Origin of the sequence: uncultured Acetobacterium sp., from assembly GCF_927416815.1 — a bacterium.
Lineage (GTDB): Bacteria > Bacillota > Clostridia > Eubacteriales > Eubacteriaceae > Acetobacterium.
Genome location: NZ_CAKMJU010000133.1, coordinates 1 through 12,146 on the forward strand (window position 1 = coordinate 1; position 12,146 = coordinate 12,146).

General features: G+C 45.6%; 12 protein-coding genes and 2 pseudogenes. 7 read left to right on the top strand and 7 right to left on the bottom strand.

Annotated features, from left to right (window positions below; translation table 11 throughout):
• Positions 1–298: 298 nt before the first annotated feature.
• Together QZ998_RS16085 and QZ998_RS16090 are read right to left on the bottom strand one after the other, a co-directional pair.
• Positions 299–679 carry a hypothetical protein gene (locus QZ998_RS16085; protein WP_296561850.1) on the bottom strand — a complete coding sequence of 127 codons (381 nt, stop codon included), beginning with the start codon at positions 677–679 and terminating at the stop codon, positions 299–301.
• A 405-nt stretch (positions 680–1,084) separates the two neighbouring features.
• Positions 1,085–3,316 carry an EAL domain-containing protein gene (locus QZ998_RS16090; RefSeq protein ID WP_296561851.1) on the bottom strand — a complete coding sequence of 744 codons (2,232 nt, stop codon included), beginning with the start codon at positions 3,314–3,316 and terminating at the stop codon, positions 1,085–1,087.
• A gap of 108 nt (positions 3,317–3,424) precedes the next feature.
• Between QZ998_RS16090 and QZ998_RS16095 the strand changes: the two genes are divergently transcribed.
• Entirely contained in the window at positions 3,425–3,550 is a 126-nt protein-coding gene (locus QZ998_RS16095) for a hypothetical protein (protein WP_296561852.1), read from the top strand.
• A 15-nt stretch (positions 3,551–3,565) separates the two neighbouring features.
• Here QZ998_RS16095 and QZ998_RS16955 read toward each other — a convergent pair.
• Positions 3,566–3,655 (bottom strand): annotated as a pseudogene (locus QZ998_RS16955) (hypothetical protein); the annotation flags it as partial.
• Entirely contained in the window at positions 3,648–4,124 is a 477-nt protein-coding gene (locus tag QZ998_RS16100) for a DUF6790 family protein (protein ID WP_296561853.1), read from the bottom strand. The gene QZ998_RS16100 and the pseudogene QZ998_RS16955, both read right to left, overlap by 8 nt.
• A gap of 102 nt (positions 4,125–4,226) precedes the next feature.
• On the opposite strand from QZ998_RS16100, the gene QZ998_RS16105 reads away from it, so the two are divergent.
• The 3 genes from QZ998_RS16105 (at position 4,227) to QZ998_RS16115 (ending at position 8,030) form a co-directional block, all read left to right on the top strand.
• Entirely contained in the window at positions 4,227–4,457 is a 231-nt protein-coding gene (locus QZ998_RS16105; RefSeq protein WP_296561854.1) for a hypothetical protein, read from the top strand.
• Positions 4,418–4,831 carry a hypothetical protein gene (locus QZ998_RS16110; protein ID WP_296561855.1) on the top strand — a complete coding sequence of 138 codons (414 nt, stop codon included), beginning with the start codon at positions 4,418–4,420 and terminating at the stop codon, positions 4,829–4,831. Before QZ998_RS16105 ends, QZ998_RS16110 begins: the two co-directional genes overlap by 40 nt.
• 334 nt (positions 4,832–5,165) lie before the next feature.
• Positions 5,166–8,030: an EAL domain-containing protein gene (locus QZ998_RS16115; protein WP_296561856.1), complete on the top strand. Its 2,865-nt coding sequence runs from the start codon at positions 5,166–5,168 to the stop codon at positions 8,028–8,030.
• A gap of 70 nt (positions 8,031–8,100) precedes the next feature.
• Here QZ998_RS16115 and QZ998_RS16120 read toward each other — a convergent pair whose 3' ends face one another.
• Entirely contained in the window at positions 8,101–8,376 is a 276-nt protein-coding gene (locus tag QZ998_RS16120) for an EAL domain-containing protein (protein WP_296561859.1), read from the bottom strand.
• A 350-nt stretch (positions 8,377–8,726) separates the two neighbouring features.
• Here QZ998_RS16120 and QZ998_RS16125 point away from each other — a divergent pair, with 350 nt between their 5' ends.
• Both QZ998_RS16125 and QZ998_RS16130 read left to right on the top strand, forming a co-directional pair.
• The gene (locus QZ998_RS16125) at positions 8,727–9,512 is read left to right on the top strand and encodes a hypothetical protein (RefSeq protein ID WP_296561857.1); all 786 of its coding nucleotides are present in this window, start codon (positions 8,727–8,729) and stop codon (positions 9,510–9,512) included.
• Between the two features lie 348 nt (positions 9,513–9,860).
• Positions 9,861–11,123, top strand: coding sequence for an EAL domain-containing protein (locus QZ998_RS16130; protein WP_296561858.1), 1,263 nt, complete (start codon positions 9,861–9,863; stop codon positions 11,121–11,123).
• A gap of 244 nt (positions 11,124–11,367) precedes the next feature.
• On the opposite strand, the gene QZ998_RS16135 is transcribed toward QZ998_RS16130, so the two are convergent.
• Positions 11,368–11,751 (bottom strand): PilZ domain-containing protein, encoded by a 384-nt coding sequence (locus QZ998_RS16135; RefSeq protein ID WP_296561860.1) that lies wholly within the window; start codon positions 11,749–11,751, stop codon positions 11,368–11,370.
• A gap of 5 nt (positions 11,752–11,756) precedes the next feature.
• Here QZ998_RS16135 and QZ998_RS16140 point away from each other — a divergent pair, with 5 nt between their 5' ends.
• Positions 11,757–11,981: a GreA/GreB family elongation factor gene (locus QZ998_RS16140; protein ID WP_296561861.1), complete on the top strand. Its 225-nt coding sequence runs from the start codon at positions 11,757–11,759 to the stop codon at positions 11,979–11,981.
• Here the strand turns inward: QZ998_RS16140 and QZ998_RS16145 are convergent.
• Positions 11,978–12,146, bottom strand: a pseudogene (locus tag QZ998_RS16145) (NADP-specific glutamate dehydrogenase); the annotation flags it as partial. The gene QZ998_RS16140 and the pseudogene QZ998_RS16145 sit on opposite strands and share 4 nt — an antisense overlap.

Below are 12,146 nucleotides of genomic sequence, written 5' to 3' on the forward strand. Positions count from 1 at the left end.
GACACCTTCCTTGCTCGGTCGCAAGTCTATGCTGTTACAAATCACTCGACAAAATTATCTCACCGGATAATCTTAGTCAAGGGGTGAGGTCCTTTCAAACAATATCGGATGCGATGAATTCTCCCGGTGGAATATGAGCCAGATGCCCGAGGTCGAGGGTTTCGTCGGCGCGGATAAAACGTTTGGAAATCAGCGCGTGGGTAAATTCGGCATAGCGCCCAGCACGAACGATCCCCAGCGCGTACCCATATGACCGATAAGGTCTGTTACGTCATCCTCACAGCAGGCCGCCAGTACGTCATAGGCGATTGACGGCTTCAATCCGTAAGCTTTGCCCGCTCGTCCCGGCATAGTCGCCATCTTGAGGCCAGTCAGTGGAATCGTTTGCATCATAGAGCCAGCCCTTATTCTGAACATGGACGTTATAACGGATCACCATGTCCGCCGGGATATCCCCAGTCAGCTTGATCGAAAAGCCCTCAATCCGCTTGCTCTGACCCTTGGTGCCAATCATCTCGGGGCTGTCCAGCCAGCTGCCATCGGACGGATAATCGCCCAAATCCTGAATATGACCGCGATAGACTACCCCGACTGGGCTGTCAACTGCAAAAGCCGTTACCGTCAAACAAAGAAACACCAGGATCATCAAGCCAACCCAGTAAAGCAATTTGATTTTCATTTCTTCTCCAATCCCCTAAGTTTTTGTTGGAAATTTCTTATCACTCTAATTCATTATCACTCTAATTCATTGTCATTTTTATGAAATCGCTGCTCTTATTTTATCACTCCATGAGACTTTTGTCGATTCTTTCAATCGCCTATTTTTAACCACAATTGTTTCGCGCCTGATCACCATCGCCTCTCCAAGTCGCCCCTTTAGTGCCGTAAAAAAGCCCAGTCAATTGATCTGAGCTTGGGGTCGTATTATTGGCTTGTCAAGATTTGACGGTCTTTGAAAAATTCATCATGGCATAAAAAACGGCATAGTTTTTTACTGCTAGCAGCCGATACTCACCATCAAGTGATTTTAGCAGCGGGTAGATCAGTTATCTAACAAGATCTGCTCTACCCTTTAATTCATAGCTTACGTGAAATACTTCTGATCTAACAACTTGATCGCTTTTTCAGGTTCGATCGGCTTTTGAAAGTAAAATCCCTGAAGAAAGTCAGATCCAAAGGCGCGCAACCGTTGGTAATCCTCTTTTGATTCAACCCCTTCGGTTACAACCTGTAACTTTAATCCATGGCATATTGAAATAATTCCTTCCATGATAGAATGGTCCTCTAAAAAAAGAAAACGGTCTTTTAAACTCTTATCGATTTTTACTTTATCGACCGGCATATAAGCTAAGTAACTCAATGATGAATAACCGGTTCCAAAATCGTCAAGCGAAATTTTAAACCCTAAATGACGCAACTCACTCAACAACGCAATGTTAAAGTCTGAATTCTCAATCAAAACACTTTCGGTGATCTCTATTTCGATAAGATTCGGTGCAATATCATATTTAGCTAGGGTATCTTTAAGATAATCGACAATTTTGCCATCATAAAGCTGTTTGGCAGAAATATTAATTGCCACTGGCTTAATCGCGCCATGATTTGCTTTCCAGTTGCGCAATTGCCGACAAACTTGATCAATGACCTGATGGCCGATTGCTATGATCAGTCCAGAATTTTCTGCGACAGCAATAAATTGCAACGGCGACAGTAGTGAATCTTCTATTCTTAAGAGTGCTTCAAACGATGAAACGTGACCGGTTCTCGAATCTATAATCGGCTGATAAAGCAACTTGAATTTATCTAATTCCAAAGCGTTTTGCAATTCTCTTTCAATTTTAACAGTATAATCAAAATCAGAAATCAAGTTTTCTGTGAAGTAACAAAATCTATTTTTTCCTTGATTTTTAGCTTGATACATGGCAATATCTGACTTTATTAGCAGATCGTCAACATTACTTGAATCGAGCGGATATTTTGCAATGCCGATGCTTACAGTAATTCGATTCTTTATTTTTTCAATGTAATTATTTTCTATCAGTGCATCAAAAAGTAATGCTATATGCGCTTCGATTTTTTCATTGTCACATATCCCTGACAGATGGATCGCAAATTCATCACCACCAATGCGATACACTGTTGTATTCTTGGATAGGACTTCTGTCATGATACAACTCATGTGTTGCAGCACCTTATCACCATAATGATGGCCTTGCGTATCGTTGATATTTTTGAAATTATCAATATCTAGCAGCAGAATTGTTCCGCTCTCTTCTAACTTAATATGATGCATAATATCTTTCGTAAATTTTCTTCTGTTGAATAAATTAGTCAGGTAATCACTATCAGCTAAAAATTCGATATACTCTTTTTGCTGATGGATTTCTTTGTTTTGAGCATTAAGTTGATTAACCATAACGCCTAATTCTTCATTATTTTCTTTTAAAGCCTTCTCTGAATGACTCAAATTCACTGTAATTGCTAACAGTTTATATGCCATAAAACATGACACTAGGGCAATCAGCCAGCCGATCAAAAGAATTAAATAAAACAATACCGATTTGCCATCAAAACCACTTTTAGGAACGGCTTTTACTATCATTGTCGTATCATATAGATTAACGTGATGAAAAATCATATTGTTGTCAGAAAAAGTATCGTCAGTTACTTTATTGGTCCAAATAACACGCTCCAATTTGCTTAGCTCATCAATTTTTGATAATTCAACATAATAATGGTCAGCAAGCTCAATAAGTCCGCTTGACTTTAACGTTTTATCTGAATCAAAAACAATCGAAACTTGGCCAAAATAATTGTTGTTTCGCTCAACAGGGATTCTTACAACAATTCCAACTCCACCCTCAACGAGATTAACTGGCGCTGTTATGATGGCCTTCTGATTAGATTTTGCATAATCAATCCAAGCCTTTTGTTCTTCATTTAAACTTAAATCCACGCCAATGATGCTCTTGTAATCATCAAATGGATAAATGTGTGTGATTTTTGTATCGGTCAAAAACGACATACTCTGAACAACATCACTAGAAGATTCATAAATCCCTTTTGCAAAATAATTAAACTCATTTTGATTAAAATCCGGATTTATTTCAATATATGCGTTTAGTCCTTTGATGGCTGCCATTCTCGATGTGATTACATTTTCTAGATTAATCTTGACATACCTAAAGGTATCTTGCGTTTCTTTGATGTGATTTTGATAGCTTCGATTATATTCAATCGCCGCTGTAAATATAAATAGAGACATCACCAATATGAAGACCATAAATGATATTACAACTCTATTCTTGGAACTCATAAAAGCCACCTCTTTGCACTAAAATCAATTTCATAAATCAACACACTTTATCAAGCACGTTTTGTAACGTGGCAACAGATTGGGGTATGAATACAATAGACATATGCTATGATGACGATTTTTACGGATAATTGCAATCCCATTTCACAAATTTTAGCGGTATCTGACGCTGAAATCAGAAACCGCCTGGCCGTCGGCAGCGGTCAAGACGATCTTAACCGCTTCAATCCGTAGGCTCTCGCCCCGGATCCCGGCGTAGTCGCCGTCCCGCGGCCAGTTGCTGGTATCGTTTTTATCGCAATGCCAGCCCTTATCCTCAACCTGGACGTGATCACACAGCGCCTGACCGCCGTTTCTCCCGGAGCGTCAGCAACCCCAGCACCACCAGGGTCACCGGCCCAAGCAGATCGGGAATGATAATCAGGGCATTGCCGGGGTTGAAATTAGCCAGCGTCAGCAGTTCCCGCAGGTGGATGAGCGCCGCGCCAAAAAAGAACACCACCGAAATGATGATAATCGGCGCCCAGAAGGCCCCCCGGAACTTGACCGCCAGAAACCCGCAGATGCCTATCCCCAGGGAGACATAACCGAGCTCTTTCTGAAAGCCGTTGGAGACCCAGCCAATCTGGGCGGCAATCTCCTCGCTCATCAGGACATGGCCCATAAAGCTGATCGTCATCGCAACCCCCAGAAAAAACAGCTGGTGCAGCAGCAGCGTTTCGGCCAGCAACGCTCCATTGTTGCGCCGGATCAACCAATGAATCAGACCGCTGACCAGCCCCGTTAGAAACAAACCCATAAAAATCATCATGTGCCTCCCCAAATTTATTTACGTTAATGTCACACTACTTTTTACCCACCCGCCACACAAAACCAACCGCCGCTCTGATTGAATAAAAAATTCGATGGTATGAATACAGTAAAGAAGGTGAAAAAAACGACCAATCAGTGGCGGTTAGTCTTTGCTGCCAAAATCAGCGCTGGCAATGGTCATCGCCATGCTTTTAATCTGACTGAGCTGATCCATTTTCAGGGTTGTATCTTCCCTGAAAATGGATTCGGTGATCTCCAGTTCAAAAATGGTAGTCCCCAGGCGGGCACGTGTCTGAACTACAGTATACCCCCGATAACAGCGGATTAACGTTTGTTTTAGTTGCGACGGATCTGATTAGAATGCACTTGTACCATTTTAATTATAATCAGGGCTTTAGAACTACTCATCGCTATCCCAGTATTTGCCATTTTTTGATGTATTCCCCTTTCTTTGCCAAAGAAGATGCCCCTAACATCATGATTATTCATTCCTATGACTTATCTTACCAGTGGACGTCTGGCCAGGATGAAGGGATCCGAACGACAATTTTAGAAAGCTATCCCACCGCAAATATTTATACCGAAAACCTCGATTCTAAACGAATTTCCGAAGCCTATATTATGTCAACCCAAAAAGATGTTTTTGTCGATAAATATGCAAACATCGATTTTGACTTAATGCTAGCAACCGAACTAAATTAGCTGAATTAAAAGCCAACAACATCAGCAATCTCAAAAAATGCAAAAAAAATGATGCGGCGCTTATCGTTTAAGCTTTTCTTTATTCGGCTAAGGTGTCCATGCAATTACTCTTTCACAAGCCTTAAACCCGAAATTCTCAGAACTGTTATTCTAAGAAATAGAAAGCAGCGACATCTCTTCGCTGCTTAATGGTACCGACTAACCCTGTTACCGCTTCAATTTCACTGCGCCTGTTTTTCTTCCCCAGATGCGATTTCTTTACAGATTAGGGTATCAATACAACAGACGAATGCTTTGATCGTTTGTTCCGACAATTCAGCAAAAGGGGTGTCTTATGAAATGGTTTAAAAAAAGTCTGATCCGGCGCATCGGCCTCGTCCTGAGTGCCTTTGTGATTGGTTCAACTTTGCTTTATGGATTATTTTCGGTTCAAATGCTTTATACTTTCTTTGCGGCAAACAGCGAGTCCGCCCTGTTAAAGGATGCCCGTTTGATTGCGACCGAAATTGACAGCACCTTTGAGAAAAATAGTGTCATCGTTGAACAGATGAAAACCAACCAGGACTTCCTTCAGGTGCTCGCCGAAATAAAATCACAATCTGAAAAACGCACCCATCCGCTCTTTTTTCGAGTCACCCAATCACTGCAGGCAATTAAAGCTTCTGATGCGAATCTCAACCTCGCCTTCGTTGCCATCGCCGCGGCCAATGACCTGATCACCTCCGATGCCGCCTTTGATTCGGCACCGGGTTATCAGATGAGCGAACGCGACTGGTTCAAAGAAACCATTGCCGCCGGCCAGACGACCATCACCAAACCCTATATCGATCTTGTCACCCAGGAACTTGTCGTCTCGATTACCACCCCAATTAGCACCGACAAGCAGACCCTCGGCGCCTTGGGTATTGATGTAAGAGTTTCCGATATTTACCAACTGATGAATTCCCATCAGATCGGGAGCAATGGTCAAACCCTGCTGATCAATAAGGACGGTGGTATTTTTTATCGTCCCGAACAGGCGCCCGATGCAAAAATTACGGCCGCCAATCTCGATAGTAGTCTGAACGACTTTGGTAGTGCCATCTTTTCCGGCAACAGCGGGGTGGTCAACGTCGCTAATAAGGGCAACCCCTTTTATCTGGCCTATGTCCCCACTGAAAAAAGCAACTGGATTGTCGCCACGGTCATCCCCAGATCCGAGGTGCTGGCGCCGCTCTACCAGTTTATCGGAATTAACGGGCTGCTCTTTTTATTGCTGGTGGTGATCATTGGGCTGTTTATTCGCAGCCTGACCAGTCTGATCAGTAAACCGCTGGCCACGATCGCTGCCGCGATTGACTCCTTCAGTCACGATGATACGCCGATCAATCTGCCCGCCGGATTCTATGCCCGCGCCGATGAGATTGGTGTCCTCGCCAATTGTCTGCATCAGACAAGCCGCCGGATTCTTGAGAATATTGCCGCCATTGAACAGCATAACACCACCCTCAATCAGGAAATAAAGAACCGCAAGGCAATTCAGATGCAGCTTGAAATGAGCCTTGCGCTCTTGGCTGGTGCCGAAGAAGGGGTCTTTATCCTTGATCAGAACTTTAGCTGTATTTACCATAATGCCGCCTGTCCGCAGATTGTCGGCCTTGCCGATGCCGACGTCGTCAATATCAACCTGCGCGAAAGCCATCTGCTAATCGACGAAAACGTCATTGCCCAATTGGCCAGCCACGAGCGCTTTAGCGGCGAAATTAGCCATACCCCTGCCGGTGCCAGCGCTTTGACACTATTTCTTAAAATCAGTCAGGTGATGACCGCTGAAGGTTGCTATTACATCGGCAATATCAGCGATTTAACGCTTAAAAAGCAAATTGAAAAGAAGCTCAATGATTTAAAATATGTGGATCCCTTAACCGGGCTCCCTAACCGACTTTTTCTTGATCAAGAGGCCACCGCTTTAATCGCAGCTGATAAAAGTCAGACCGCCAGTCATGCCCTGATTCTCATTAATATTGCCGATTTTCGCATTATCAACGAGGCCCACGGCTTCGATTTTGGTAATGCGATCATCATCGAACTGGCCGAACGGCTTTCCAAAAGCGTCTCCAGCCAGGATTTTCTGGCGCGCCTGAATAACGATGAATTCGGGATCTTTAAAACCCAGCTCCAGTCGCCGGAACAGCTCTATCTCGAGACGCTGGCATTGTCAAAGGATCTGAGTGCTGATCTATTCATTAATAATCAAAGCTTTATCATTGAAACCAATATCGGCATCAGCCTCTACCCCAGCGATGCCAGCAGTTACCTGCGACTTTTTAAAACCGCCACCACAGCGCTTAACAATGTCATTGAGGATCAATTCAGTAGCTTAGCCTTTTATAACCAGCATATTAACAACCTGTCACTCCATAAATATGAAATCCAGCAGCAGCTGCGCAATGCCCTCGTCAACAATGAATTCCGGCTTTATTATCAGCCGCAGTTCGATATCCGCGACCATCGCATCGTCGGCATTGAAGCACTAATTCGCTGGTTCAGTCCGCGCGGGATGATCCCACCCGACCACTTTATTGCCATTGCCGAAGAATCCAATCTGATTCTGCCAATTGGTGAATGGGTGCTGTTGAGCGCCGGCCATTTTGGCAAACGGCTCTACGATTTGGGTTATCCCATTCCGATCGCCATCAACCTGACCAAGCTACAGTTTAAACTGCCTTATATCAAGGACATTATCACCGCAATGCTTCAGCAAACCGGCCTGCCGGCTGAGCTGCTAGAGCTGGAAATCACTGAACGGACGCTGATGGATAATGAGAAAGAATGTGAAGAAGTCTTGACCACCTTCAATAAGGCCAAAATCCCGGTTGCCATTGATGATTTTGGAACTGGTTATTCGTCGCTTTCCTACCTCAAGAAATTTACCGTTGATAAAATAAAGATTGACCGCGCCTTCATCAAAGATATTCCCGACCATGACGACGGCGCAATTGCCAAGGTGATCATCGAACTGGCCGAAAACTTCAATCTGCAGGTCATTGCCGAAGGTGTCGAAACCGCCGAACAGATCGCATTTCTCAAAAAAAACCAATGTCACCTGGCACAGGGTTATTACTACGCCAAACCGCTGAGCGAGGAAGAACTGCTGGTCTTTTTAAAAACCGCTAAAATCGGAACGGCGGCGACCAGCCCCTTGCCAAAAATAAAATAGCAAAAGGTCACCCCCCTGATAAAACAGCGCGACAGTTTGTCGCGGCTGTCGATTAAAAACCGACTCGGATTTACATGTAATGCCGGGAAATTGCAGTAATTTTATGGGCTGGCAGACAGACTAGCCCATTGTTTTTTTTACACTGGTTGAGCAATTCATGCTCAATTTTGGGGGCTTGCATTGGCTGATAAAAATAATAGCCCTGAATTTCTTCGCAACCGTGCTGTTTTAGAAAATGCAGCTGTCGTTGGTTCTCGACCCCTTCAGCAATGGTGCTGCAGCCGAGTTTAATGCCTAAGACAATGGTCGAAACAATAATCGCTTCGTCCTTGGCATTGTTGCCAATCCCATCAGTTCCGCACCAGTCATAAAATAATAACTAAAACAGCTAAAGTAGATTGCGGCAAACCAATTCATATCGACATCCTTTCAATCCCCGACTAGCAGAAAAAGTTTAGTCCCGGTGTTGATGTTAACTGAAATATACCCGAACCGCCACCTAGTAAACAATTTTTTACTTAATCGGTTGCCCAGATTCCACAAAATCAAGATTTCCCCATTTACACCATCCCCCGAAACGGTTATACTACACTAAGTAACACTTTCTTGTTACCGCCAGGCCAATTGGCATTGTTCCAAAGGAATATGCCCTTTAGCGCTCCTAAAACTTTATTGTATCCTGAAGGAGGATTTCTGATGTCTCTTATCACAAACATGATCCAAACATATAACCACGTTTATCAAGTCGAAAAAGATTACCCGCTGGAATTCATTATCACCACCGATCTCTATGCCGAGCGACTAAAACTGGCCAACAGCAAATGCGATCAGGCGATTGTTAAAGCCTCTAAACAAGACCTGGATGACCGCCTCAAGCTGCTGGTGATGCCGGATGACCAGGATCGCCATTTCTACCTGCTACTCCATGAAGATCTTTTTGATCAGAGCCAGCAATACGGTCAGGCGATTGCCTATGAATACACCCGGCTGATTGACTTTGCCGAGATTCAGGAAAAATACGGGGTTGCCAATTTACGGGCCGCCCATTTCCCCGATTCGGCCTGTTTTTTATTCTTGGCTGAAGTACGCGCCTGGTTTCGCAGCTTTTACCTCTATTACAACCTGACCAGCGCTGAAAACAAGGCGGTTCTGACTTCTTATCTCTGTGGCACCGTCCCGGATTATGAAAACCTGCTGTCCTTTGATCTGACCACTCATATGCAGGCGCTGGCCGAGTTTTATGGCCAGGCGCTGGCAATCGGTGCCTATGTCAATTTTGATGTCAGTCTACCCGACTATTTAAAACGTCATCATGTCCATGAACTACTGACGGCTGTCCATGACAATATTGGCAATATCAGCATTTTTGAAAATTACGAGACGATTAATCAGGCTTATCAGGATTTTATCCTGTATAAGTCCAAAGAAACCGAGCCCCATATTCACAGCCATAACTGTAACCATATCCACCACGATTTTTAAATCTTTGGATGTTGCTGGTGGCGGCCGACAGCCGCGCTTCGGGCACTTTGGAATCTGCGAAAAGGGTTGAATTTATCCCGCCAACACAGTACAATTAACGTATACTTCTTAGGTATTGCTAAACTACCGTACCGATCAATGACCAAGGGGTCAGACCCTTGTTAATCTGTTGTTCGCTGCGGGATCGAACAGGCGTTGCCGTGTTCGCCCCGATGCGGAGGGTCTGACCCCTTGGTCACAACATGATGTAACAATTGTCGGTACTAACTTAGCTTTTTGACCATCTGACGATAAAAAACACCGTCACAATAACACACCCTAAAAATCGCAACAATTCTGGAGAAAAAATTGGAAATAGCAAGACACAATAACAACGCTGCCGGAGCAGTATTTGACATTCATGAAATCATTTCAAAAAAAAGCCTGGTGGCCTATTTTCAGCCGATTATGTCGGTCACCGGCAAAAAAACCCTCGGTCTGGAGGGGCTGATCCGGGGGATCGCTCCCGGTTCTGATCAACTGATCCCGCCCAAGCAGCTTTTTGAGGCCGCCGCTGTGGCGGGGCTGACCACCCCGCTTGATCGCGCCTGCCGCGACGCCGTTCTAGAAGGCTTTGTTGATTATCATCACGCCAATCCCGATCTGCTGCTCTTTTTAAACCTCGATACAGCCATTATCGATGAGGTTGGCGGCTCTAATTATCTCTGTGATCAGGTTTGCCGCAGTGGTATCAGTCCCAAGAATATCGTCATCGAGATCAACGAGTCCAAGGCGCTCGATAGCGTGCGTCTTTTGGAATTTGTTGACACCTATAAGAATAAGGGCTTTCTGATTGCCCTGGATGATGTCGGCGCCGGTTTTTCCAATATGGATCGGGTTGCTGGCTTAAAACCGGACATCGTCAAAATCGACCGCTCGATTATCGCCGATATCGATCGCATTTATCACAAGCAGGAGGTCTTTAAGTCGCTGGTCAATCTGACCAATAAGATTGGCGCCCTGATTGTCGCCGAAGGGGTCGAAAGCCGCGCCGAAGCGATCCAGGTCTTAAAACTGGGCTGCCAGGTGATCCAGGGCTTCTATTTTGCCAGACCCAGCGACAGTTTTGTCCTCAAAGCCGAGCTGATTGTCAAAACCGCCGAGGTCGTCGATGCCTTCAAGGCCCTGCTGCTGCAGGAGCTTGAGGATTATAATCAAAAATGCCTAGCCTACACCCAAACTGTTAATGGGATGATCAAAGCGCTGGCGGTGGTCGATCACCCCGACGAGTTTGACGGCCAACTCCACCACTGCCTGCTCCAGACCGATGCGGTCGATTGCGCCTACGTGCTCGACGAAGCCGGAATCCAATGCAGCGACACCATCGGCGCCAAAAACATCGGTGCCTGCGAAAAACTGGTCTTTCACTCGGCCAAGATGGGCGTCGATCATTCGATTAAAAACTTCTATTATAATCTAATCAAACGCCGGCAGGACACCTATATTTCTGAACCCTATGTATCGATGGCCACCGGCAGCCTCTGCATCACCTATTCGCGGGTCTTCCGGCTAGCCGCCAAAAAATACATCCTCTGCGTCGATTTCCTAGAAGCTCCCCTTCCGGTTGGCTAAATGGTAAAAAAAAGATGAACCCACGCTCATCAATCAAATATCGAAGCAACTAACTTAGTACCGAAAATGACCGAGGGGTCAGACCCTTGTTAATCTGTTGTTCGCTGCAGAATCGGACAGGTAACCTGTCCGCTCTGATGCGGACAACATGATGTAACAAGGGTCTGCCCCCTGGTCATTGGTCGGTACGGTAGCCTACCGATAACCCAAAAGATGAACCCGCGGGTTCATCTTTTTTATGCCGTCAAAATTTACTGCGCTTATACTGGCTGAAATCGACCTTGGCCAGGTTGGGCTGTCCGGTTAGTTCATCGAAATACTGATAGGCCGTTTTGTCGGTAAAGCTGCCATCGGCAAAGAGGATGTTTTTCTTCATTTTTAGCTGTAGCTCATAGAGGGTTCGCATCAGTTCCTCACTCTCATCTTCCGCCATCATAAATTTCACTCCATATTCAAAAAGATTGTCTTCCGCTTCCTGACTCCACACCGGGCTGCCGATGGCCGAGAGCTCCTTGCCCAGCAGTATGGTCTTAAATTTCAGGGTAAAGTCCCGTTCCAGGGGAAACTGGATGTTGGAAACAAAGCATAACCCGGATTTCGAGTAACAGGGTCTGCAGGCCGCAAAAATACAGCATTCCCCGTTTTTTTTCTGTCACTACCTTTGCCAACGAGCAGGACGAGCAGCAGCGCATCCAATTAGTCGGTGAAGACCAAGCCGACGCCACCGCCAACCTGATCAACTGGGGCTCGCCGCTGGGCCGCGCGTTACTCGGTGCCCAGGTCGGCGACGAAGTGCTGTGGAAGCGCCCCGTCGGTGACCAGTTGATCGAAGTGCTGGTGATCGAACCCGAGGCCTAGACGATGCCTTGCGCGAGCATCGCATCGGCGACTTTGACGAAGCCCGCGATGTTCGCGCCCTTCACATAGTTGATCCGACCGTTTTCCTCGCCGTAATGCACGCAGGCATGGTGGATCGACTGCATGATGTTGTGCAGCTTGCTGTCCACTTCACCGGCAGTCCAC